The following is a 23,253-nucleotide window of genomic DNA, read 5'->3' on the forward strand; positions in this document are numbered from 1 at the left end:
TGTATAAGAGACAGCAGCACCACCGCCACCGCGCGCGGCCCCAGCACCTCCGCCGCGCTTTCGAAGAGCCGGTCCACCGACGGTGCGTACTTGTCCGTGGGCACCGGGGATGGCGTGCGCAGCTCCAGGCGCCCGGTGCGGTCCGACAGCACCAGGTGCCGCCCGCCCGGCGCGATGTAGACGTGGCCCGGCTTCACCACGTCGCCCTCGCATGCCTCCGTCACCGTGAAGGGGCCGATGCGGTCCAACCGCTCCGCGAAGGCCTTGGTGAACTGTGACGGCATGTGCTGGCCCACCAGCACGCTGACGGTCGGCTCGACGGCCAGCCCCTCCAGCAGCCGCTGCACCGCGGGAGGCCCGCCCGTGGACGCGCCCACGGCGATGACCTGCGGCACCTCCCCCGTCAGCAGGGAGGCGCGCGGCGGGGCCCCGTGGCGCCCCCCGGACTTCGCGTGGCGCGCCGCGAGCACCTTGTCGAGCAGCTCGCGCCGCAGGTGCTCCAGCGCCGCGGGCGTGCCCTGGGGCGGCTTGGCGATGAAGTCGAACGCGCCCAATTCCAGCGCCTTGCCCACGTCCGAGCTGTGCGCGTAGCTGGAGATGACGATGACGGGCGTGGGCGCCGCGCGCATGAGCAGCCGCAGGAAGGTGTGGCCGCCCAGCCGGGGCATCTCCAGGTCCAGCGTCACCACGTCGGGCTTCAGGTCCAGGACCTTCTTGAGCCCCTCCTCGCCGTCCTGGGCCCAGTCCAGCACCATCACCTCCTGGGAGGACTCCAAGAGCGTGGTGAGCGTGCGGCGGTTGGTGGCCGAGTCGTCGATGACGAGCACCGTGAGCGGGCGTGCCATCAGCGGCCCTCCCCGCCCGGAAGCTCGGGCCGGCGGTAGACGAGGTCGCCCTTCAGGTGCACCAGCTCGAAGTCCGCGCCCAGGCTGAGCAGGTTCTCCGCGTGGCCCAGGAGCAGGTAGCCCCCCGGGCAGAGCCGGTCCCGGATGACGCCCAGCACGCGGCGGCGCGCGGCCAGGTCGAAGTAGATCATCACGTTGCGGCAGAAGACGACGTCCGAGCGCGGCACCAGTTGGCTGCCCGCCACGTCCGACAGGTTGTGGTGGCCGAAGTTCACCCACGCCTTCACGTCGTCGCGCACGCGGACGCGGTTCACCCCCACGGGCACGAAGTAGCGCTCCAGCAGGTCCGGCGGCGTCGCGCGCAGGGCGCTGGGGCCGTACTCGGCGCGGCGGGCCACGGCCAGCACGCGGCGCGACAGGTCCGTGCCCAGCACCTCCACGTCCCAGTCGTCGAAGCGGCCGCTCTCCTTGAGCAGCATGGCCAGCGTGTACGCCTCCTCACCGGAGGAACACCCCGCCGACCACAGCCGCAGCCGCCGCGTGTGCGCGTTGCGCTTCTCCAGGATGGGGATCAGCTCCTCGCAGAAGGCCTTGAGCTGCGCGGGTTCGCGGAAGAAGTACGTCTCGTGCGTGGTGAGCGACTCCACCGCCGCTTCCAGCTCCGCGCTGCGCTGGGCGTCGTAGCGCAGGTAGCGGTGATAGGAGCCGAAGTCCTGGATCCCCAGCGCCTCCAGCCGGGGCCACAGCCGGCGCTCCATCACGAACTTCATGTTCTCGTGGATGAGGATTCCGCAGTGCGCGTAGACGTGGTCGCGCAGCAGGCGGAACTCCTCCAGCGTCATCTCCGGGCGGCCCTCGTCGAAGCGTGGCATCCGAGTCCTCCCCTCACCGCCCCGACAACCGGACGACCGCTTCCGCCAGCGCCACCTGCGCCAGCGCGTCCTGCTCCACCGACATCGCCTGCTGGAGCGCGGGCAGGCACTCCGGCCGCCCCATTCCGCCCAGCACGCGAGCCGCGGCCGCCCGCACGTCCCAGCGGGGATGGCCCAGGAGCGACATCGCCAGCGCCGCACCATCCGCCGAGGCCTCCGCCGACCCCAGCGCCGGCAACGCCGCCTTCACCACCTCCGCGTCGTGATGGCTGAGCGCGTCCCACAGCACGCCCGCGCTTACCGTCCCCAGCTTCGTCAGCGCGCGCACCGCCAGCATCGCGAGCGCACCGTCGCCGTGGCGCACCAGGGCCTCCAGGTCCGGCGAGCGCTCCTTCGCGCCCGCCACGCCCACGGCCTCCACCGCGGCCACGCGCACGCCGCGGTCCTCGTCCTTCAGCGCGAGCCCCAGGAACGTCGCGGCCTCACTGCCGCCCTGCTGCCCCAGGGAGCGCACCGCGGCGATGCGCACCTTGGGGGATTCGTCCGCCAACGCGCCGCGCGCCAGCTCCAGGCCGGCCTCTCCGTCCGCCCGGCCCGCGGCCTCCACCGCCGCCGCGCGCCAGGAAGCATCTTCATCGCGGGCAATCCGCCGCAGCACGGGCAACACCCTCGCGCCGCCCAGCCGGCCCAGCACCGCCACCGCCGCGGGCGTCGTGCGCTGCTCCACCGCCGCCTCCAGCGCGGCCAGCGCCTCCAGCGGGTGGGCCACGGTCAGCTGCTCCAGCGCTCGCGCCGCCATGGCCGACAGCGCCGGGTCCGAGAGCAGCTCCACCAGCGGCGCCACGGCGTCCGGCGAGTGCGTGCGCCCCAGCGCGCGCACCACCACCGCGCGCAGGTCGTCCTCCGCCCACTCCAGGAGCGCGCACAGCTCCGGCACCGACGTCGAGTCCACCAGCAGCACCAGCGCCTCGGCCGCCACGGTGCGCGCGGGGAGCGACAGCGTGCCCATGCTCCCGAGCAGCAGGCGCCGGCCCTCCGGCCCCAGCTGGCCCAGCGTGAAGAGCACCTCGCGCAACAGCCGGTCCTCGCGCGCCACCTCCGCCACCGCCACCGCGAGCGACGCTTCGCCCAGCGCTCCGGCCGCCACCAGCGCGCCGGCCCGCACCCGGACGTCGTCGCCGTCCAGGGCCTGCGCCACGTGCGCCGTCACGCCCGGGATGCCGCTCAGCACCGAGCGCGCCACGGCATCCAGCTCACCCCGCTCGTACGGGCCCAGCCCCACGGCCTGCTTCCCCAGCGCGACGAGCGCCGCCTCGCGCACCGAGCGCACCGGCGACGCCAGCGCCCGGCAGATGCGCTCCGTGGCCACGCCCGGGGCGTACAGGCCCAACAGCCGGAGGGCGCTGCGCTGCACTCCTGGGTCCTCCACCAGCGCCATCACCCGCTCCAACGGGGGTGCGCGCTTGAGCGACGCGAGCCCCTCCAGCGCGGCCAGCCGCAACAGGGGCATGGGCGCGTCCAGCAGGTCTTCCAGCGCCCGCGCCGCGGCATCCCCGCCCAGCCGGCCCAGCGCCTCCGCGGCCGCCACGCGCACGTTGAGGTCGTCGTCGGAGAGCGCGCGCAGGAGCACGTCCTCCACCTCCGGCCGGCCCAGTTGGCCCAGGATGTCCGCCGCCAGCTTGCGCTGATCCGGATCCTCATGCTCCAGCAGGTGCACCAGCGGAGGTACCGCCACCGGCCCCATTCCGGCCAGCGCCTCGGCCGCCGCGTTGCGCGCGCCCGTCTCGCCGCGCTCGCCCAGGACGGAGATGAGCCGCGCGGTGACGCCCGGCGCATCCGGCACGCGGCGCAGGCCCTCCGCCGCCGCGTGACGCACGCGCCAGCTCTCGTCATGCAGGCCGGTGGTGAAGGTCTCCAAAGCGCCGGGCGCGCGCGGATCCACCGCCTGCAGCGCCCGGTACCGCGCCTCTTCCTGCCCCGCGGGGGACTGCATCGTGTCGCTCATTCGCCGTCCTCCTTCGGGGCACGTGTTGCTCGGGGTGTCCGCATCCTGCTTGAAGCCGCCGGGGGAGTCGCGTCCCACGAGACGGCTCCCACCGCCGGTGGGCAGCCCTGCGCCGGATGGAAACGTTCACCTTCGCACCCTTTGCGTCCAGGTCGTGGAACGCGACTCAGTGCGCCAGGGGCCCCGCGTCCCAGCCCTCCGAGCAGCAGGGCAACAACGGGACGCTCAGCCCGCGGGCGGCGGGCGGGAGTCGCGCTCCAGCTCCGCGCGCAGCAGCGCCTTCAGGTCCAACAGCAGCCGCAGCCGCTCCGGCGGTCCGCATACGCCTACCACGAACGGCGTGCGGCCCCCGGCCATGAGCGCTGGCGCGGGCTTGATGTCACTCCGGCGCACGCGCAGCACCTCCGCCACGCGGTCCACCCGCGTCACCACGCGCCGCGTTCCCAGCCGGCACACGAGCAGCCGCGTGCGCCGCGTCTCCTGCGCGGGCTGCCCCAACAGGCGCCGGTGCAGGTCCACCACGGGCAGCATCGCGCCGCGCAGGTGCAGCACGCCCTCCACGAAGGCGGGCGCGTGCGGGATGGGAATCACGCGCTGGGGCGGGAGGATCTCCTCCACGCGCATGATGTCCAGGACGTACTCCTCGTTGCCCACGAAGAAGGCGCACAGCTGCACCTCCGCTTCGGCCGCGGGCGTCTCGGAGGCCTTCTCACCGCGCGGACGGCGGACCAGCAGGTTCACGGGGTCCGTCATGGGGCGAGCGCCTGCTCCGGATCCAACAGGATGTAGAGCTGCGAGCCCTTGCGCCCCAGCCCCGCCACGCAGTCGCGGTCCCCGCGCAGCCCCGCGGGCGACAGCTCCACCATGGACGGCTTGAGCCGCACCACGCCCGCCACCGAGTCCACCCACACGCCCGCGGGCCCGTCCGCCGTCTTGAGCACCAGGATGCGCGCGGCCCGGGGCGGCAGGCCCGCGTCAGGCCCCGCCACCAACGGAGGCGCGTCCGCCAGCCGCAGCCGCAGCTTCACGTCGTAGACGGGCAACAGCTCCCCGCGCAGGTTCATCACGCCCAGCAGCTGCGGCTCCGCGCGCGGAATCTCCGTGAGCAGCGGCACCTTGCAGATCTCCCTCACCGCGAGGATGGGCACCGCGTAGCACTCCGCCTCCAGGCGGAAGGCCAGGTACTCGACGGGCTCCTCCTCCAGCTGCGGCCGCGCCAGGTCGTCACTGCCCGCGGCGAAGTCCAGCAGGCCGCCGACGTCCTCGTCCGGACGGTAGAAGAACGCGTCGAGCAGGGCTTCGAAACGGGACACGCCCGGGAGGATAGCAGCCCCCGGCGCGGACGCCTCAAGCGCGGCGCCGCTCCTGCGCGATGCCCTCTTCCAGGAGTTCCGCGACATCCAGCACCAGGACGGTGCGGCGGTTGCCCAGGTCGGTGGCGCCGGAGATGCCCTTCACGCGGCTCAGCCGGCCGCCCAGGGGCTTGGTGACGATGTCCTGCTGGCCGAAGAGTTCGTCCACCGCGATGCCCAGCCGCTGCTGCGCCAGGCCCACCACGACGACGAAGTGGCGGCTCACCTCGCGCTCCGGCAGGTGGAACAGGCGCCCGAGCCGCAGGAAGGGCAGCGTCTGGCCGCGCAGGTCCAACACCTCGCGCCGCTCCACGGTGCGGATGTCGCGCGGCTGCACGGACAGGATTTCCAGCACGCTGTTGAGCGGCACCGCGTAGGTGCGGCCGCTGACGCCCACCACCAGCGCGCGCACGATGGCCAGCGTCACCGGCAGCGTCAGGTGGAAGGCCGTGCCCTTCCCGCGCTCGCTCCACACGTCGATGATGCCGGAGAGGTTGCCCAGGTTGTTCTTCACCACGTCCAGGCCCACGCCTCGTCCGGAGAGCGAGCTGACGCTGGAGCGGGTGGAAAAGCCCGGCAGGAAGATGAGGTTGAGCAGCTCGCGCCGCGTCATCTCGCTGACCTGCGGCGGGGTGACGAGCCCGCGCGACAGCGCCACCTCGCGCACGCGCACCTCGTCGATGCCCGAGCCGTCGTCGGACACGCTGATGACGACGTGGTTGCCCTTCTGCTCCGCGCGCAGCCGGACCGTCGCGCGCCGGGGCTTGCCCGCGGACAGTCGCGACTCCGGCCCTTCCGCGCCATGGTCGATGGCGTTGCGGATGAGGTGCATCAGCGGATCGCTGAGCTCCTCGACGATGAGCTTGTCCAGCTCCACCTCGCCGCCGGAGCTGACGAAGTCGATCTCCTTGCCGGCCTCGCGGGCAATCTTCCGCACCAGCCGCGCCAGCTTGTCGAAGACCTGGCCCACCGGGACCATGCGCGCTTCGAGCAGCCCCTCCTGGAGCGCCTCCAGCTTGCGCTCCAGCTGCCGCGTCTCCCGCGACAGCTCCTGGCCGAAGAGCTTGGACAGCGCGACGGTGCCGTCCTGCCGGGACGTCTCCGCCAGCCGCTGGAGGTTGGCCTTGATGAGCAGGAGCTCGCCCACCATGTTGATGAGCCCATCCAGCCGCCCGATGTCCACGCGCACCGTCTGCGTGAGCGAGCGCAGGGACGTCTCTTCCGCCCTGGGACGGCCGGCGGGAATCGGCGCGGACGCGGCGGCCTGGAGCCCCACCACCGTGGCCGGAGGCGTCACCGCCCGCATGCGCGGAGAACCTGCCCCCGGGTGCGAGGGCACGGTCGCCAGGCTCGAGGTTTCCACCGGCACCTCGGCGTCCTCGTCGACCCCGTCCTCGTCCGTATCCGGAGGCAGGATCTCGACGTCCTCGCGCACGGCTGCGGCGTCGCGCGGCGCAGGCCCGTCGAACGCAGGCCCCTCCGAGCCCGCTTCCGGCGGCCGGACGGACAGCGGCGCCAGCTCCGCGGGCGAGCCCCGGAGGCCGTCCTCCAGTGCCCGCGCGCCGACCTTCGCGCCGAAGATGAGGTCGAACGCGATGCCGTTGGCGCCACCCGGCCGCGACGAGGGCAGCGTGCTGATGACCTCGCCCAGGGGCTTGAGGCGCGCGTTCAGGTCCGCCAGTCCCTGGTCGAAGTCCGTGAGGTCGAACGCCGCGCGCACCCGCCACAGCGCCACGCCGCGCCGCACGTTCTCGCGCAGCCGGTGCTCCTCGTACTCGGTGAAGACGGCGCGCACCGTCGCGTCCAGTTCCAGCCGCTCCAGCGGATCCTCTTCCACGGCGGGCGGGGGCGAGCCCAGCCGCGCCATGCGGTCCTCCATGTCGCGGGTGCGCTGGGAGAGCTCGGGGCCCTCCTCGCTCCGGGATGCTTCACCAAGCAGCGCCTGGAACGTGTCCAGCGCGTCCACCAGCGTGTCCAGGACCCGGTCGTCCAGCGTCAGCCGGCCCAGCCGCAGCCGGTCCAGCAGGTCCTCCGCCGCGTGCGCCAGCTGGCTGATGCGCTCCTGGCCGAAGAGGCCCGACAGGCCCTTGAGCGAGTGCGCCGCGCGGAAGATGCCGTTGATGTGCTCGGGGTCCGCTTCCTGGCCCCGCGCCTCGTCCAGGGCCAGGAGGTCGCGACCCAGCGCATCCAGGATTTCGGTGGCCTCGGCGACGAACTCAGCCAGCGCCTTGCCTCCGGGCGTCACAGCGGCTTCAGGAAGCGCCGCAGGAGCGCCTCCAGGTCCTCCGGCTGGAACGGCTTCACCAGGTAGCCGGCGGCCCCCAGCGCCATGCCCCGCGAGCGGTCCTGCTCACGCCCCTCGGTGGTGACGATGATGAGCGGCACGTCCCGGTAGTTGGGGTTCTTCTTGACGAAGTTGATGAGCTCCAGCCCGTTGATGTCGGGCATGTTGATGTCGGTGATGATGAGGTCGAAGCGCTGGCGCGGCAGCAGCTTCAGCGCCTCGAAGCCGCTGGCGGTGGTGACGGCCTCGACGCCGTCCACGGCCTCCACGGTCGCGGCGATGTGCTCGCGCGACACCTTGGAGTCCTCGACGATCAACACCTTGAACTTCATCGCGCGCGCCTCAAGGGCCGGATGCTAGCAGAACCCCTGCCTGGCCGCTGTGCGTCAACCCTTCCGGGATGACAGCGACCCGACAAGCCCCTTGTCCGCGAGGAGGGACACCCGTCCCCCCTTGAACGCGGGCAGGAACTGCCGCTGGTACGCCTCCGCGCGGGCGGAGTCGCTCAGGGAAGACCCCTGGGGCACCTCCAAGGCCACGGCTTCCACCTTCGCGCGGCTCAAGACCTTCGCCGCGCCCGCCAGCGCCTCTCCCAGCGAGGCCGCGTCCAGGCGCTTCCGGGAGCCCAGCCCCACCACGAAGATGCGCGGCACGGTCAGCTTCCCGTCCGACGGCAACAGGAGCCAGTCGTCCTTCACGCCGGTGAAGAACCCGCCCTGGAGCACGCGCGACAGGGCGCCGCACAGCCGCCAGTCCACGTAGCCGGCGGAGGACGGCAGGGGGCGGTCGTCCTCGGCCACGAAGAGGCAGAGGGCGTCCACCCCGGTCAGCGCGTCCAGGCCCTCCAGGCCCACGTCCAGGGTCTGCGTCTGGCTCACGGCTTCCCGAGCGCCACCGCGACGCGGTCCAGCAGGCCGTTGACGAAGGCGCTCGACTCCTCGTTGCCGAAGTTCTTCCCCAGCTCCACCGCCTCGTTGATGGTCACCTTGCGGGGGATGTCCGGGCGGTACTTCAGTTCGAAGATGCCCAGCCGCAGGACGTTGCGGTCGATGCGGGACATGCGGTCCAGGCGCCAGTTGTGGCTGTGGCGCTCAATGAGCCCGTCAATCTCCTCGCGGTGGGCCTCCACGCCCTCCACGATCTCCTTGGCGAACTTCACCGCGTCCGGCTCCGGCGTCCCGTCCTCCGCGGAGGCGGCCCACGCCGCGTCCAGGGCCTCCCGCGTGGTGGCGCCCTGGGTCATCTCCAACTTGTAGAGCGCCTGCAGCGCCCGCTCCCGTGCTGTTCTGCGCGCGCCCATCGCGGTTACCCCTTTCGCTCCGCGCCCGTCATGCGCGCGAAGAGGTTGACCATCTCGATGCAGGCCAGCGCGGCCTCCGCGCCCTTGTTGCCCGCCTTCACGCCCGCCCGGTCGATGGCCTGCTCCACGGTATCGCACGTGAGGACGCCGAACGTCACCGACGCCGGCTTCGGGCCGGCCGCCGCGCTGAACGCCACCGAACCAATGCCCTTGGCGCACTCGCCCGCCACGTAGTCGAAGTGGGGGGTGCCGCCGCGAATCACCGCGCCCAGGACGATGATGCCCGCGTACTGGCCACCCTCCGACACGCGGCGGGTGAGGCCAGGCAGCTCATAGGTGCCGGGGCAGCGGTACACGTCGATGGCGTCGTCCTTCACGCCATGGCGTACCAGGGTGTCCACGGCGCCCTTCAAGAGCTCCTCCGTGATGAAGCTGTTGAACCGGGACACGCAGATGGCGAACCGGCCCTGGGGGGGGAGGAAATCCCCTTCGAAATAGCGAGGCATGGCGCGCTCCTTACACCACCTGCGCCCCTACCCGCGAGGGCTGAAACCCGCAGCCCGCACCACCGCCTCCGTCAGCCCCGCTCCCTGGGCGGCGGCTTCCGGGGCTCCCCGGAGGGCGTACAGCCGGGCCACGTACTTGCCAATGAGGTCGCCCTCCAGGTTCACCTTCGCCCCGGGGCCCTTGCCGTGCAGGGTGGTGCGCGCCTGCGTCTCCGGAATCAGCTGCACCCGGAAGGTGCTGGCATCCACCGCGTTCACCGTCAGGCTGATGCCGTCGATGGTGACGGAGCCCTTTTCAATGAAGCAGGGCGCCAGCTCCGGGGGCAGCCGGAACACCATCACCCACGAGCCGCCCTCCGCGAACGTCTCCAGCACTTCACTGACGGCGTCCACGTGGCCCGACACCAGGTGTCCGCCCAGCCGGTCCCCCAGGGCGAGCGCCCGCTCCAGGTTCACCTTGTCGCCCGTCTTCCGGTCCCCCAGGGTGGTGCGCCGCAGCGTCTCCGGGGCCGCCTGCACGCGGAAGGTGTCCCCGCCCTTCTCCACCACCGTGAGGCACGCGCCGTCCACGGCGATGGATTCCCCCAGGGCGAAGGCCTCCGCGCCCAGCGAGGTGCGAATCCAGAAGTCGGTCATCGCGCCAGAGGTGACGCGGGTGACGGTGCCAGTGTCCTGGATGAGTCCGGTGAACATGGCCGGAACCTTAACGGATGCCCTGCCCGGGCGCTGGCCTTCAGAGCAGCGCGCGCAGGAGGACGTCGTCCCCCACCTTCTCCATCGTCAGGTCCTTCACGGCCAGGGCATGGGCCATGTCCTTCACGCCCAGCTCGCCCGCCCAGGACAGGCCCCCGGCCCCCACCAGCTTGGGAGCGAGGAACAGGGCGAGCGCATCCGCCAGGTGCTCGCGAAGCAGCGTGCCGTACAGGCCCGCGCCGCCCTCCACGAGCACGTGGTTGAGCCCCTCCTTCTTCACGCGCTTGAGGACGGCCTTCAGGTCCACGCGGTCCTGCTTCGCGCGCACGTTCCACACCTCCACGCCCTGGGCCAGGAAGCGCCGGGCGCGCCGGCCCTCCGGGTCCTCCAGCGTGGCGATGACGGTGCGCGCGGGGCTGCGCTGGGTGAAGACGGTGTGCCCCGGGGACAGCTTGAGGTGCGAGTCCACCACCACGCGCACCGGGTCCTTGCCCCCGCCGCCCGGCAGCCGCGTGGTGAGCTGCGGGTCATCCATGCGCACGGTGTTCGCGCCCACGAGGATGGCGTCCACCTGGTCGCGCAGCCGGTGCACCCACGCGCGCGAAGCCTCGCCCGTCACCCACTTCGAGTCGCCCGAGGGCGCGGCGATCTTCCCGTCCAGCGTCACCGCGGCCTTGAGCGTCACCCACGGCAGGCCCGTGCGCATCATCTTGAAGAAGGGCCGGTTGAGCGCGTCCGCTTCATCCTTGAGGACGTGCGTCACCACCGCCACGCCGCCGCGCTTGAGCCGGTTGAGCCCCTTGCCGCTGACCAGCGGATTCGGGTCCGACGAAGCGCTGAACACGCGCCGCACGCCGGCCTCCAGCACCGCCAGGCTGCACGGCGGGGTGCGCCCGTAGTGGTCGCACGGCTCCAGCGTCGTGTAGAGGTCCGCGCCGCGCGCCTTGGAGCCCGCGGCCTCCAGCGCGACGACCTCCGCGTGCGCCGTGCCGGCCTTCTTGTGGTGGCCGCGCGCGATGATGCGCCCGCCCTTCACCAGCACCGCCCCCACGACGGGGTTGGGGCTGGTGCGGCCCAGGCCCTTGGCGGCCTCCTCCAGGGCGATGCGCATGAAGAACTCGGCCACCGCGTGGTCGAAGTCCGCCGCGCGCTTGGAGCGGGGCGTCTTCACCGCCTGCAACCGTGACCGCGTGAGCAAGCGCATACCGCCCTTCCTAACCGTCCTTGGGCGGAGTCACAGGCGGCTTCGCCTTGCGCTCACGCTCCTGGTCCTCGAGCAGGTCCTTCAGCTCGTGCATGAACTCGGAGATGTCCCGGAAGCTTCGGTACACGGACGCGAAGCGCACGTAGGCCACCTCGTCCAGCTGCTGTAACCGCCGCATCACGTGCTCGCCAATGGATGAGGAGGGGACCTCTTTCTCCCCCATCCCCTGGAGCAGCCGCTCGATGTCCTCCACCGTCGCCTCCAGCTGCGCGGCGGACACCGGGCGCTTCTCACACGCCTTCTTCAGGCCGTTGAGCATCTTCTCGCGGTCGAAGGCCTCGCGCCGCCCGTCCTTCTTCACGATGAGCGGGTAGAGTTCCTCCACCCGCTCGTACGTGGTGAAGCGGCGCTTGCAGGCCAGGCACTCGCGGCGCCGCCGGATGACGGAGCCCTCGTGCGACTCGCGCGAGTCGATGACCTTGTTCTCCGGGTCCTGACAGAAGGGGCAGCGCACGGGCTTTCTTTACTTCAACCGCGAGGCGTACAGCGGGAAGCCCTGGGCCAACTCCTTCACCTGGCCCTTCACCCGCGCGAGCGCCGCGTCGTCCTGCGCGGCGTCCAGCGCCTGGCCGATGAGCCGGCCCACCACCGCCATCTCCGCCTCGCGCATGCCGCGCGTGGTGATGGCCGGGGTGCCCACCCGGACGCCAGAGGTCGTCGTGGGCTTCTCCGGGTCGAAGGGGATCATGTTCTTGTTGACCGTGATGCCCGCCTTGCCCAGCACGTCCTCGGCCACCTTGCCGGTGAGCTTCTTGGCGCGCAGGTCCACCAGCATCAGGTGGTTGTCCGTGCCGCCCGAGCACAGCCGCAGGCCCGCGGACTTCAGCGCCTCCGCCAGCGCCTGCGCGTTGGCGACAATCTGCTTCTGGTACGTCTTGAACTCCGGCGACAGCGCCTCCTTGAAGGCCACCGCCTTGCCCGCGATGGCGTGCATCAGCGGGCCGCCCTGGATGCCGGGGAAGATCTGGCTGTTGATGGTCTTCGCGAAGGCTTCGCGGCTGAGCACCATGCCGCCACGCGGGCCGCGCAGCGTCTTGTGCGTGGTGGTGGTGACGATTTCCGCGAAGGGAACGGGCGACGGGTGCACGCCCGCGGCCACCAGGCCCGCGATGTGGGCCATGTCCACCAGCATGGCGGCGCCCACCTTGTCGGCGATCTCCCGGAACTTCGCGAAGTCGAGCGTGCGCGGGTACGCGCTCGCGCCCACGACCAGCACCTTGGGCTTGTGCTCCAGGGCCAGGGACTCCACCTGCGCGAAGTCGATGGTCTCCGTGTCGCGCGACAGGCCGTAGTGGACGACCTTGTAGAGCTTGCCGGAGAAGTTGAACGCCGCGCCGTGGGTGAGGTGGCCGCCGGAGTTCAGGTCCAGCGACAGCATGGTGTCGCCCGGCTTCATCAGCGCCATGAAGGCGCCCATGTTGGCCTGGCTGCCGGAGTGCGCCTGCACGTTCACCGCGTCCGCGCCAAACAGCTCCTTCGCACGCGCGATGGCCAGGTTCTCCGCCACGTCCACCACCTCGCAGCCGCCGTAGTAGCGCTTGCCGGGGTAGCCTTCCGCGTACTTGTTGGTGAGCACGGAGCCCACCGCCTCCAGCACCGCGGGGCTGACGAAGTTCTCGGAGGCGATGAGCTCCAGCCCCTCCTCCTGCCGCTCCGTCTCGTGCCAGAGCACCTGGGCGATTTCAGGATCCACCTGGGACAGCGTGCGGGTGTTCTCCATGGGGGTTGCCTCCTGGCGTACGAACGAAGGGGACTGCTTGAGGGACGCCTGCCAGGCCCGTCAGCGCTGCTGGGCCTCGACGTCGCGAATCTTCTGGACGCGCTTCTCGTGGCGGCCGCCCTCGAAGGCGGTGGAGAGGAAGGCCTCCAGGATGCCGCGTGCCACGCCCGCGCCCACCACGCGCTGGCCCAGGCACAACACGTTGGCGTCGTTGTGCGCGCGGGTCATCCGCGCCTCGAACTCGGTGGTGCAGAGGGCCGCCCGGATGCCCCGGTGCTTGTTGGCCACGATGCTCATCCCGATGCCGGTGCCGCACACCAGCACACCCAGCGTGTCGGACTCGGAAACCACCGCCTGCGCCACCCGCGAGGCGAAGTCCGGGTAGTCCACGGACTCACGCGTCTGGGGGCCCAGGTCCTGGAAGTCGGTGCCGCGCTCCTTCAGGAGCGTCACCAGCTCCTGGCGCAGCTCGATGCCCGCATGGTCGGAGGCGAGGATGACTTTCACGGCCGGACTCCGGAAGGCGGGGCCCGCGCCGTGAGGGCGGGGCCGGGAAGGAGGGCCCCTGCCCGCCGCTGCCCGTCACCGGGAGCAGCGGGCCGGAAGGCCGTCAGGCGAAGCGCTTGAACACCAGCACCGCGTTGGTGCCGCCGAAGCCGAACGAGTTGCTCATCACCGCGTCGACGCGGGCGTCGCGCGCCGTGTTGGGCACGTAGTCCAGGTCGCAGTCCGGGTCCGGCGACGTCATGTTGATGGTGGGCGGCAGCACGTTCTTGGTGAGCACCTGCACGCTCACCACCGCCTCCGCGCCACCCGCCGCGCCGAGCATGTGGCCCGTCATGGACTTGGTGGACGACACCGCCAGCTTGCGCGCGTGGTCGCCGAACACGGCCTTCAGGGCCTTGGTCTCGTTCGCGTCGTTGAACGGCGTGGACGTGCCGTGGGCGTTGACGTAGCCCACCTCGTCCGGCCGCATGCCCGCGGACGCCAGCGCCAGGCGCATGCAGCGCGCCGCGCCCTCGCCCTCCGGGGCCGGCTGGGTGACGTGGTACGCGTCCGAGTTGGCGCCGTACCCCACCACCTCCGCCAGGATGTTGGCGCCGCGCTTCTTCGCGGCCTCCATCTCCTCCAGGACGACGATGCCCGCGCCCTCGCCCATCACGAAGCCGTCGCGCTCCTTGTCGAAGGGACGGCTGGCGCGCGCCGGGTCGTCGTTGCGCGTGGACAGGGCCTTCATCACGGAGAAGCCGCCCATGCCCAGGGGGGTAATCGCCGCTTCCGCGCCGCCGGCGATGGCCGCGTCCGTCTCACCCAGGCGGATGGACTTCCAGGCCTCGCCGATGGCGTGCGCGCTGGTGGCGCACGCGGACACCGGGGCCCAGTTGGGGCCCTTGCAGTTGTAGCGCATGGAGATGAGCCCAGGCGCCATGTTGACGATCATCTGGATGATGAAGAAGGGCGACAGCCGGTCGAACCCCTTCTCCAGCCCCTTGCGGTGCTGCTCCTCCAAAGAGGAGATGCCGCCGATGCCGGAGCCCACGATGACACCCACGCGCTCCGGGATGTAGCCATGGGGCGCGTCCGGGCCGATGGGCAGGCCGGACTCCTTCACCGCCATGTCGGCCGCGGCCATCGCGTACTGGGCGAACAGGTCCATCCGGCGCACTTCGCGCCTGTCGATGAACTGCTCGGGCTGGAAGTCCTTCACCTCGCCCGCGATGCGCGCGTCGAGCTTCCCCAGGTCGAAACGGGTGATCGTGCTGATACCGGATTGACCGGCCAGCATCGCCTGCCAGTTCTTCTCGGTGCCGGTGCCCAGCGCAGAAATGATGCCGGTGCCGGTGATGACGACTCGACGGTTGGACACTGTTCTTCTCCGCTGACCGCGATGGGGCGTGGAAGCGCCGGTGAGGACGCTCCCCCAGGCCCCGGACTTCCGGGTGTCGCGACTGCCTACTTCTTGTGGGTCTTCACGTAGTTCACGGCGTCGCCGACGGTCTTGATGTTCTCCGCCTCGTCGTCCGGAATCTCGACCTCGAACTCCTCTTCCATCGCCATGACCAGCTCGACGATGTCGAGGCTGTCCGCGCCCAGGTCTTCGATGAAGGACGACTCGGGCTTGATCTCATCCTCACCCACACCGAGCTGGTCGGCGATGATGGACTTGATCTTGGTTTCCACGTCGGTTGCGGTGGTGGACATACGTGCAGAACCCTCCAGCTACAGATGGGGCCCGCCGTTTTGAGTCGCGGGCCGTCTTCAAGGCGGGCGCGGTATATCCCACGCCCGGCGGCAATCCAACCTTGGCTTACATGTACATGCCGCCGTTGACCTTCAGGACCTCGCCGGTGATGTAGGACGCCGCATCACTCGCGAGGAACACCACGGCCCCGGCGACCTCCTCCGGGTTGCCCAGGCGGCCGAGCGCGATACCGCCCACCATCTTCTGGCGCAGCTCGTCGTCCAGGTGCGACGTCATGTCGGTCCCGATGAACCCGGGGGACACGGCATTGACGCGGATGCTCCGGGTGGCCAGCTCCCTGGCCACCGACTTGGTCAGGCCGATGAGCCCCGCCTTGGCCGCCGAGTAGGCCGCCTGCCCCGGGTTGCCCATCTCCCCCACGACCGAGGTGATGTTGATGATGGCGCCGGAGCGCTGCTTCATCATGGGCCGGCTGGCGGCGCGGATGAGCGCGAAGGCGCCCCGGAGGTTGGTGTCCAGCTGCCGGTCCCAGTCCTCGTCCTTGACGCGCATCACCAGGCCGTCAATGGCCATGCCCGCGTTGTTCACCAGCACGTCCAGCCGGCCGTGCGTCTTGACGACGCCGTCGATGGCGCCCGCGCACGCGGCGGTGTCCGCCAGGTCGAACTTCACGGCCTCCGCCTTCGCGCCCGCCTGCTGGAGCAGGCCCACCGTCTCCTGCGCGGCGGCCTCGTTGCCCACGTAGCTGATGACCACGGTGGACGCACCCGCCTTCGCGAAGGCCTGCGCGCACGCCCGGCCGATGCCGCGCGAGCCGCCCGTCACCAGCACCACCTTGTCCTTGAAGCCGCTCATGCTGCCCCCAACGCGGCGAGCACCTTCTCCAGGGTCGCGGCGTTCTCGACGTTGAACGATTCGATGTCCTTGGTGATGCGCTTGATGAGTCCGCCCAGCACCTTGCCCGGCCCCAGCTCCACCACGTGCGTGACGCCGTTCGCCTTCAGCGACTCCACACACTCAATCCAACGCACCGGCGCGCTCACCTGCTCCAGGAGCAGCGGCACCACGCGGGAGGCGTCCGCGTTGGGCCTGGCCTCCACGTTGCTCACCACCGGCACGGACGGCGCGTTGATGCGCACGCCCGCCAGCACCTCCGCCAGGCGCGGCTTCACGGGGTCCATCAGCGCGCAGTGGAAGGGCGCGGAGACGGGCAGCGGCATGACGCGCTTGGCCCCGGCCTCCTTGCACTTCGCGCCCGCGCGCTCCACCGCGGCCGCGTGGCCCGCGATGACCGTCTGCTCGGGCGAGTTGTAGTTGGCCGGAGAGACGACCTGCCCTTCCGCCGCGGCGTCGCAGGCGGCCTTCACCGCGTCCGGGGTGAGGCCCAGGATGACGGCCATGCCGCCCGTGCCCACCGGCACCGCCTCCTGCATGAAGGTGCCGCGCGCGCGCACCGCCCGCGCCGCGTCCTGGAGGTCCATGGCGCCCGCGGCCACCAGCGCGGAGTACTCGCCCAGCGAGTGGCCCGCGACGAACGCGGGGGCCGGGCCGCGCTTCTGGAACACCGCGTGCACCGCGGCCGACACCGTGAGGATGGCCGGCTGGGTGTTGGCGGTGAGCTTCAGCGCCTCTTCCGGGCCCTCGAAGCAGGAGGTGGAGAGCTTCTCGTGCAGCGCGTCGTCCACGGCGTCGAAGACGGCCCGCGCTTCAGGGAACTGCTCGTAGAGGTCCTTGCCCATCCCCACGGCCTGACTGCCCTGCCCGGGAAACACGAACGCGACCTTCGCCATGTTGCGGTCCTTCCTTGTGTCGTCCTGCCTACCAGCGCACCACCGCGCTGCCCCACGCCATCCCCGCGCCAATGGCCATCATCGCGATGACGTCGCCGCGCTTGAGGCGGCCGGCGCGCTGCGCCTCATCCAGCGACATGGGCAGCGAGGCGGACGACGTGTTGCCGTACTTGTGCAGGTTGAGCCAGCATTTTTCCTTGGGAATTTCCAGTCGCTCCATCACGGCTTCCAGGATTCGCAGGTTCGCCTGGTGGGCGATGACATGGTCCACCTGCGTCGTATCCATTCCGTGGGCCCCCAAGGACGTCTGGGTGGATTCCACCAGCGCGCGCACCGCGAAGCGGAACACTTCCTTCCCGTTCATCTTGAGCTTGTGAAGATTTGCATCCACGTTGTCCGCGGTGACGGGGGTGCGAGAGCCACCGGCGGGGATGCAGAGCAGGTTCGCGAGGTCGCCGTCGGTGCGCAGGTGGGTGGAGAGGATGCCGCGCGGCGCCATGGCGTCCGCCTCCGTGTCCTCCTCGGCCCCCAGCACCAGGGCGCCCGCGCCGTCCCCGAAGAGGACGCAGGTGTTGCGGTCCGTCCAGTCCACCGCGCGGGTGAGCAGGTCCGCGCCCACGACGAGCGCGCGCTTCACCTGGCCCGAGCGCACGAACTGGTCCGCCACGCTCAGCGCGTACAGCCCGCCGGCGCACGCGGCGGACACGTCGAAGGCGAAGGCACGCTTCGCGCCCAGCTTCGACTGCACCAGCGCGGCGCAGGACGGCATGGGCATGTCCGCGGTGACGGTGCCCACGACGATGAGGTCCAGGTCGCCGGGCGCCACGCCCGCCATCTCCAGCGCGTGGCGGGCGGCGTTCACCGCCAGGTCGCTCGTCGCCTCGTCGGGGGCGGCCTGCCTGCGCTCCTGGATGCCGGTGCGCTCGCGGATCCACGCGTCGCTCGTCTCCACCAGGCGCTCCAGGTCCTGGTTGGTCAGGACCTGCGTGGGAGCATAGGAACCGGTTCCGATGATGTGCGTGCGTGCCACGAGGCCTCCGGAGTCGTCGGAGTCCAACGCATGGCCGGCGCGCTCTAATCGGCCCCTTCGTCCCCGTCCGCCTTCCTTCCCCGCTGGTGGGGAGGAAGCCAGGCGGCGGCGTTGGCAATGCAGCGCGTCAGCTCTTCCTGCACGCCCGCGCGCACATGCTGGAGCGTGGTGACGAGCGCGTTGTGGATGGCGCGGGGAGAGGAGCGGCCGTGCGCGACGATGCCCACTCCCTGGAGGCCCAGGAGCGGCGCACCGCCGTATTCGGCGTAGTCCATGACGCGGCGCAGCCCCAGCAGGGTGGGCTTGAGCAGGAGCGCGCCCAGCTTCTCCGGCAGCCCGCCGCGCTTCTCGATGGCGGAGCGCAGGAGGCCCGTGATGCCCATGCCCACGCCCTCGGAGGTCTTCAGGACGATGTTGCCGGTGAAGCCGTCCGTCACGACGACCTCCACGTCGCCGGAGAACAGGTCCTTGCCCTCCACGTAGCCCACGAACTCCAGGTCCGAGCGGCGCAACAGCGCGCACGCGTCCCGCGTGAGCTGCGTGCCCTTGGACTCCTCTTCGCCGTTGGAGAGCACCGCCACCCGGGGGCGCTTCACGCCCAGGCGCGTGCGCGAGTACGCCTCACCGAGCACGGCGAACTGGGCCAGGTGCGAGGGGCGGCAGTCCACGTTGGCGCCCGCGTCCAGCAGCAGACAGCGGCCTTCGCCCTTGAGGGCCGGGAACAGGGCCGCGATGGCCGGACGCTCCACGCCGGGGATCCGGCCGAGCGTCAACATGCCACCCGCCATCACCGCGCCGGAGTTGCCCGCCGACACGAGGGCGGACGCCTCCCCTTGCCGGACGAGCTCGAAGCCCACCCGGAGCGAGGAGTCCCGCTTGCGCCGGAACGCGGCGGTCGCGGGGTCGTCCATCTCCACCACTTCGGATGCGTGGTGGAGGTGGATGTTGGGAGGCGCGCCGGCGCGCTCCAGGACAGGGCGTACACGCGTGGCGTCCCCGACCAGCACGAGTTCGTGCCCGGGATACGCTCGCGCGAACAGCACGCCCCCGTCCACGACGGCGTCGGGGGCGTGGTCGCCACCCATCGCGTCGAGGACGAGCCGCACCGGCAGCCTTCCGCTTTCAACTACTCCGCGGCGGTCGCGATGACCTCACGGCCACCGTAGTTGCCACAGGCCGCGCAGGCACGGTGCGGCATCACGGGCTCCTTGCACTTGGAGCACTTGATGACCTGCACGGGGGTCCGCAGGTTGTTGTTGCCGGCCCGACGACGGTCCCGGCGCATCTTCGACGTCCGCTTCTTGGGAACTCCCACGGCTCACCTCGGCATCGGACCCGTCCCCCCTCGCGACTTGCGAGGGGCATAGGGACCGTCAGTTCAGCTTGATGTTCTTCAGCGGCGACAGTCGAGGGTCCACGACCTTCGGCTCGCAGCCGCACTTCTTCTCATTGAGGTTCTGGCCGCACTGCGAGCAGAGCCCCTGGCAGTCTTCCCGACAGACCGCGCTCATCGGGAGCGCGAGCAATACCTGTTCCCGGACGATCGGATCCAGATCGATCGTCTTGCCATCGAAAACCTGCTCGTCCGTGTCGTCCAGTTCGAAGGTGCCCCCGGATTCACCCTGGGTGCGTTCCTTCTTCTCCATGACCTTCTCGTCGTCGCCCTTGAAGTCATCCCCCCGGGCCAGGGACTCCGGCACCAGGTTGATGGTGAAGGACACGGGCAGGTCCAGCTTCACGTCCGCGAGGCAGCGCTTGCAGGGCGCGCCCACATGGACGGTGAAGTTGCCCTTCAGCAGCACGCCGCCGCTGAGCTTGCGCAGGGTGGCGTGGAGCGTGGACGGAGCGGTCGCCTGAAAGCCGGTGTCCTCGCCGGACCCCGGGCCTTCCAGGGCCTCCTTGAGGAGGCCAGGAGCGATGGGCTCGTCGAGCGTCAGCCCCGCTTCTTTGATTTGTTCAATCTTTACGACCATCTACAAGGCTTCCCGGCAAAAGGGCGCGCAACATAGAGGGACTCCCCCCTTCAGTCAACACGCCGGGTTGGACTCGCGAGCCGTGCCGCGTGGATCCACTCAACACCGCTCTGCCAGCTTTCCATCTGATGCGCACCCCCGCCCGACGTTCGTGGGCACACTCCGGGTCCGGGAGCTCGGGCGGATGGCCGCCGTGCCGGCGCAGGCCCGTGTGCCCCCTCCCCCTCCCCGGCCGCACGGGTGGGGAGGCGGGCGGGCATGGGGCATGGATGTCACATGGATGTCCCGAGCGTGCCGGAACGAATCTGTTACGGGACGCCACGCATTCCAGCCCTTCGCGGGAGCACCTTCATGGCGCGCATCCTCATCATCGAGGACGAGCAGGACCTGGCCGGACTCGTCGACTACAACCTCCGCGCGGCGGGCTTCGAAACGGACACGGCGAACACCGGCGCGGGGGGCCTCGCCCGGGCGCGGGCCCATCCTCCGGACCTGGTGCTGTTGGACCTGATGCTGCCGGACGTGGCGGGCGGGGAGGTCCTGCGCATGCTCAAGAGCGACGCGGAGCTGAAGAAGGCCGCGGTCGTCATCGTCAGCGCCAAGGGCCAGGAGGCCGACCGCATCCAGGGCCTGGAATTGGGCGCGGACGACTACGTGGTGAAGCCCTTCTCCGTGCGCGAGCTGCTCTTGCGCGTGAAGGCCGTGCTGCGCCGCGCGGACGCGGAGGAAGGCCCCGCCGCGGTACTGGCCGCGGGCGACATCAGCCTGGACACGTCGCGCCACCAGGTGAGGGTGAAGGGCGAGGAGATCATCCTCACCGCGCTGGAGTTCCGCCTGCTGCGCACGCTCCTGGAGCGAAGCGACCGCGTGCAGACGCGCGAGGTGCTCCTGTCCGACGTCTGGGGCATCCAGGCGGAAATCCACACGCGCACCGTGGACACGCACATCAAGCGCCTGCGCGAGAAGCTGGGCCCCGCGGGCGACATCATCGAGACCGTGCGCGGCGTGGGCTACAAGCTCAGCCCTCCGTGAGGCCGCCATGCCCCTGCGCTTCACGCTCCTGGCCCTGCTCGTTCCTCCCCTGCTGGTCTCGGCGCTGCTCGTGCTCTTCGGGCACCCGGCGGGCGCGATCGCCGCGGGGCTCGTCACGCTGGCGGGCTCCGCGCTGGCCCTGGGGACGAGCCGCGTGGCCATGGAGCGGCAGCTTCGCGCGCTGACCCAGAAGACGCAGTCGCTGGCGGCGGGCATGGACGTGGCGCCGCCCGCGGGCCTGGAGCGCACGGACGACCTGGCGCAGCTGGAAGACGCCATCGACACGCTGGACGACAAGCTGTCCATGCGCGCCGCCGCGCTCAATCAGGAAGCGCGCATCCTCACCGCCGTGCTGGACGGCATGGCGGAGGGGCTCTGGGTGACGGACGCGGAGGGCACCGTGGTGCGTCACAACGACGCGCTCGCGGAGATGCTCCGGCCCGCCAACGGCGCCATCGTGGGCCAGCGGCCGCTCGCGCTCATCCGCAACGAGGCCCTCAACGACGCGGTGGCCCGCGCCTGTCATGAGGGCGCCTCCACGCGGCTGGAGCTGACGCTCGAGGGGCTGTACTCCCGCACCCTGGCCGTGCGCGTGACGCCCGTGGGGCGCGATCTGCCCGGCAGCGCCGCCGTCTTCCACGACGTCACGGAGCTGCGCCGGCTGGAGAAGGTGCGCAAGGACTTCGTGGCCAACGTCTCCCACGAGCTGCGCACGCCCATCACCGCCATCCGCGGCTACGCGGAGACGCTCCAGGGCGGCGCGCTCCAGGACACCCAGGTGGCGCCGAAGATGGTGGAGATCATCCACCGCCAGTCCGAGCGCCTCTCCGAGCTGGTGGAGGACCTGCTGGAGCTCTCCCGCCTGGAGGCGCGCGAGATGACCTTCGAGCGCACGCAGGTGCCCCTGGCCCTGGCCGTCTCCCGCGCCGCGGAAGGCGTGCGCCCCAAGGCCGAGGGCAAGAACCAGCAAATCGGGTTGCACGTCCCTCCAGAGCTGGTGGCGATGGGGGATGGACGGGCCATCGAGCAGGTGCTCCTCAACCTGCTCGACAACGCGGTGAAGTACACGCCTGAGGGTGGCCGGGTGGACGTGGACGGAGCGTACGAGGGCGGCCGGTGTGTCGTGCGCGTACGCGACACAGGCGTGGGAATCGAGCCCAAGCATCTTTCCCGGATTTTCGAGCGATTCTACCGGGTGGACAAGGGCCGCAGCCGGGACATGGGGGGGACGGGACTGGGCCTTTCCATCGTGAAGCACCTGATGGGCGCGATGGACGGCGAGGTGAAGGTGGAGAGCCAGCCGAACGTGGGCAGTACCTTCGTCATTTTTCTACCCACGGCGGCTGGCCCGACGGCGGCGACGGGCTAGGATGGGGGCGGCCATGCGGGTCGCCATCCTCGCGGACATTCACGGAAACCTTCCGGCCTGCGAGGCCGTGCTGGACGACATCACCAAATCGGTGGCGCCGGATTACATCGTCGCGGCCGGAGACCTGGCACTGCGCGGCGCGCACCCGCGCGAGACGGTGGAGCTGCTCTTCAGCAAGTGCCACGCCCTCATCATGGGCAACACGGACGCGTACCTCGCCGGCAACTACCTGGGCGGTGCGTACCGCGAGCGCGACCACTGGAAGACGGAGCTCCTGCGCTGGACGCGCGACCAGCTGGGCGACACGTTGCTCCAGCAGCTGGGGCAGATGCCCTTCTCCCTCCGCTACACGCCGCGCAAGGGACAGGACCTGTTCATCTGCCACGCGAACCCCCGCAACCTGGAGGAGTCGCTGGACCCCACGCTGGACGACCACGCGGTGCGCCGTTTCTTCACGCACCTGGACGCGGCCGCGTGCGCCTTCGGGCACCTGCACTTCCCCTACCGCCGGCGCGTGGGCCGGATGCTCATCGCGGACGTGGCCAGCGCCGGGATTCCGCGCGACGGCGACCTGCGCCCCGCCTACGGCGTCTTCACCTTCACCCCCAAGGGCTGGCGTGTGCAGATCCGCCGCGTGCGCTACCCGGTGCGCAAGGCCACCCAGGCCCTCACCGCGCGCCGCGTGCCCGGGGGGCCGCTGCTCATCCACAAGCTCGTGGAGGCGCGCTACCGCCACCACAACGCCCTGATGGAGGCCGCGCGGCGGCACTCGGGGCTGCCGCCTCCGGGGCCCGTGCTGCGTCCGCCTCCGGGTGCGGGGGGCGCTCGCCCCACGGTCGCCGCGCCCTTCGAGAACAGCCCTCCGCCGGAGGTCGATCCGTCCACGCTGCCCCTGGACCTGGACGGCACGGTGACGGGCGCCTCGCCGCTGCCGCCCGACGCGCTCAACGACCTGGACGGGTGAGGCCCACGCCCACCGGGTGCGTGCGCGTGGGGCCAGCCCGTCCGGGAATGG

The 23,253-nt window shown here is 71.0% G+C and carries 26 protein-coding genes; 3 read left to right on the forward strand and 23 right to left on the reverse strand.

What is annotated here, in order from left to right:
* The 23 genes from D7V80_RS19175 to D7V80_RS19285 form a co-directional block, all read right to left on the reverse strand.
* Positions 1–845, reverse strand: an 845-nt coding sequence (locus D7V80_RS19175) for a chemotaxis protein CheB (RefSeq protein ID WP_120589532.1), incomplete at its 3' end; no start/stop codon positions are given.
* On the reverse strand, positions 845–1,717 hold the full coding sequence (locus tag D7V80_RS19180) for a protein-glutamate O-methyltransferase CheR (protein ID WP_199738756.1): 873 nt from the start codon (positions 1,715–1,717) through the stop codon (positions 845–847). The genes D7V80_RS19180 and D7V80_RS19175, both read right to left, overlap by 1 nt.
* Positions 1,718–1,730: 13 nt before the next feature.
* Positions 1,731–3,722 carry a HEAT repeat domain-containing protein gene (locus tag D7V80_RS19185; RefSeq protein ID WP_120589533.1) on the reverse strand — a complete coding sequence of 664 codons (1,992 nt, stop codon included), beginning with the start codon at positions 3,720–3,722 and terminating at the stop codon, positions 1,731–1,733.
* Between the two features lie 225 nt (positions 3,723–3,947).
* Positions 3,948–4,475 (reverse strand): chemotaxis protein CheW, encoded by a 528-nt coding sequence (locus D7V80_RS19190; RefSeq protein ID WP_120589534.1) that lies wholly within the window; start codon positions 4,473–4,475, stop codon positions 3,948–3,950.
* Positions 4,472–5,035, reverse strand: coding sequence for a chemotaxis protein CheW (locus D7V80_RS19195; RefSeq protein ID WP_120589535.1), 564 nt, complete (start codon positions 5,033–5,035; stop codon positions 4,472–4,474). The genes D7V80_RS19190 and D7V80_RS19195 overlap by 4 nt, the downstream gene beginning before the upstream one ends.
* Positions 5,036–5,069: 34 nt before the next feature.
* Positions 5,070–7,319, reverse strand: coding sequence for a chemotaxis protein CheA (locus tag D7V80_RS19200; RefSeq protein ID WP_120589536.1), 2,250 nt, complete (start codon positions 7,317–7,319; stop codon positions 5,070–5,072).
* A complete protein-coding gene (locus D7V80_RS19205; protein ID WP_120525327.1) occupies positions 7,316–7,690 on the reverse strand; it encodes a response regulator in 375 nt (124 codons plus the stop codon). The genes D7V80_RS19200 and D7V80_RS19205 overlap by 4 nt, the downstream gene beginning before the upstream one ends.
* Before the next feature lie 54 nt (positions 7,691–7,744).
* Positions 7,745–8,236 carry a M17 family peptidase N-terminal domain-containing protein gene (locus D7V80_RS19210; RefSeq protein ID WP_014395461.1) on the reverse strand — a complete coding sequence of 164 codons (492 nt, stop codon included), beginning with the start codon at positions 8,234–8,236 and terminating at the stop codon, positions 7,745–7,747.
* Positions 8,233–8,658, reverse strand: a complete 426-nt coding sequence (gene nusB, locus D7V80_RS19215; RefSeq protein WP_014395460.1) for a transcription antitermination factor NusB — start codon at positions 8,656–8,658, stop codon at positions 8,233–8,235. The genes D7V80_RS19210 and nusB overlap by 4 nt, the downstream gene beginning before the upstream one ends.
* A 5-nt stretch (positions 8,659–8,663) precedes the next feature.
* The gene (gene ribE / locus D7V80_RS19220; RefSeq protein WP_014395459.1) at positions 8,664–9,164 is read right to left on the reverse strand and encodes a 6,7-dimethyl-8-ribityllumazine synthase; all 501 of its coding nucleotides are present in this window, start codon (positions 9,162–9,164) and stop codon (positions 8,664–8,666) included.
* Between the two features lie 27 nt (positions 9,165–9,191).
* Positions 9,192–9,857 (reverse strand): riboflavin synthase, encoded by a 666-nt coding sequence (locus D7V80_RS19225; protein ID WP_014395458.1) that lies wholly within the window; start codon positions 9,855–9,857, stop codon positions 9,192–9,194.
* 40 nt (positions 9,858–9,897) lie between these two features.
* Positions 9,898–11,061: a bifunctional diaminohydroxyphosphoribosylaminopyrimidine deaminase/5-amino-6-(5-phosphoribosylamino)uracil reductase RibD gene (gene ribD, locus D7V80_RS19230; RefSeq protein ID WP_120589537.1), complete on the reverse strand. Its 1,164-nt coding sequence runs from the start codon at positions 11,059–11,061 to the stop codon at positions 9,898–9,900.
* A gap of 10 nt (positions 11,062–11,071) precedes the next feature.
* Positions 11,072–11,575, reverse strand: coding sequence for a transcriptional regulator NrdR (gene nrdR / locus D7V80_RS19235; RefSeq protein WP_014395456.1), 504 nt, complete (start codon positions 11,573–11,575; stop codon positions 11,072–11,074).
* 9 nt (positions 11,576–11,584) lie between these two features.
* Complete coding sequence (glyA, locus tag D7V80_RS19240) at positions 11,585–12,841, reverse strand: serine hydroxymethyltransferase (RefSeq protein ID WP_120589538.1); 1,257 nt, start codon at positions 12,839–12,841, stop codon at positions 11,585–11,587.
* Between the two features lie 60 nt (positions 12,842–12,901).
* Positions 12,902–13,348, reverse strand: coding sequence for a ribose 5-phosphate isomerase B (rpiB, locus tag D7V80_RS19245; RefSeq protein WP_014395454.1), 447 nt, complete (start codon positions 13,346–13,348; stop codon positions 12,902–12,904).
* 103 nt (positions 13,349–13,451) lie between these two features.
* Positions 13,452–14,708, reverse strand: a complete 1,257-nt coding sequence (gene fabF, locus D7V80_RS19250) for a beta-ketoacyl-ACP synthase II (RefSeq protein WP_014395453.1) — start codon at positions 14,706–14,708, stop codon at positions 13,452–13,454.
* Positions 14,709–14,794: 86 nt separating this feature from the next.
* Positions 14,795–15,043: an acyl carrier protein gene (gene acpP / locus D7V80_RS19255; RefSeq protein WP_014395452.1), complete on the reverse strand. Its 249-nt coding sequence runs from the start codon at positions 15,041–15,043 to the stop codon at positions 14,795–14,797.
* Between the two features lie 106 nt (positions 15,044–15,149).
* Positions 15,150–15,899: a 3-oxoacyl-[acyl-carrier-protein] reductase gene (gene fabG, locus D7V80_RS19260; RefSeq protein ID WP_120589539.1), complete on the reverse strand. Its 750-nt coding sequence runs from the start codon at positions 15,897–15,899 to the stop codon at positions 15,150–15,152.
* On the reverse strand, positions 15,896–16,834 hold the full coding sequence (gene fabD / locus D7V80_RS19265; protein ID WP_120589540.1) for an ACP S-malonyltransferase: 939 nt from the start codon (positions 16,832–16,834) through the stop codon (positions 15,896–15,898). The genes fabG and fabD overlap by 4 nt, the downstream gene beginning before the upstream one ends.
* Positions 16,835–16,862: 28 nt before the next feature.
* A complete protein-coding gene (locus D7V80_RS19270) occupies positions 16,863–17,864 on the reverse strand; it encodes a beta-ketoacyl-ACP synthase III (RefSeq protein WP_120589557.1) in 1,002 nt (333 codons plus the stop codon).
* Positions 17,865–17,908: 44 nt separating this feature from the next.
* The gene (gene plsX / locus D7V80_RS19275; RefSeq protein ID WP_014395448.1) at positions 17,909–18,970 is read right to left on the reverse strand and encodes a phosphate acyltransferase PlsX; all 1,062 of its coding nucleotides are present in this window, start codon (positions 18,968–18,970) and stop codon (positions 17,909–17,911) included.
* A gap of 20 nt (positions 18,971–18,990) precedes the next feature.
* On the reverse strand, positions 18,991–19,179 hold the full coding sequence (gene rpmF / locus D7V80_RS19280) for a 50S ribosomal protein L32 (RefSeq protein WP_014395447.1): 189 nt from the start codon (positions 19,177–19,179) through the stop codon (positions 18,991–18,993).
* Positions 19,180–19,237: 58 nt separating this feature from the next.
* Positions 19,238–19,837, reverse strand: coding sequence for a DUF177 domain-containing protein (locus tag D7V80_RS19285; protein WP_120589541.1), 600 nt, complete (start codon positions 19,835–19,837; stop codon positions 19,238–19,240).
* Positions 19,838–20,188: 351 nt separating this feature from the next.
* Between D7V80_RS19285 and D7V80_RS19290 the strand changes: the two genes are divergently transcribed.
* The 3 genes from D7V80_RS19290 to D7V80_RS19300 are packed head-to-tail and all read left to right on the forward strand — an operon-like array spanning position 20,189 to position 23,202.
* Positions 20,189–20,869 carry a winged helix-turn-helix domain-containing protein gene (locus D7V80_RS19290; RefSeq protein ID WP_120567738.1) on the forward strand — a complete coding sequence of 227 codons (681 nt, stop codon included), beginning with the start codon at positions 20,189–20,191 and terminating at the stop codon, positions 20,867–20,869.
* Between the two features lie 7 nt (positions 20,870–20,876).
* Positions 20,877–22,238, forward strand: a complete 1,362-nt coding sequence (locus D7V80_RS19295; RefSeq protein WP_120589542.1) for a cell wall metabolism sensor histidine kinase WalK — start codon at positions 20,877–20,879, stop codon at positions 22,236–22,238.
* A gap of 13 nt (positions 22,239–22,251) precedes the next feature.
* Entirely contained in the window at positions 22,252–23,202 is a 951-nt protein-coding gene (locus D7V80_RS19300; RefSeq protein WP_120589543.1) for a metallophosphoesterase, read from the forward strand.
* Positions 23,203–23,253 lie beyond the last annotated feature (51 nt).

Origin of the sequence: Corallococcus sp. CA054B, from assembly GCF_003611625.1 — a bacterium.
GTDB lineage: Bacteria > Myxococcota > Myxococcia > Myxococcales > Myxococcaceae > Corallococcus > Corallococcus coralloides.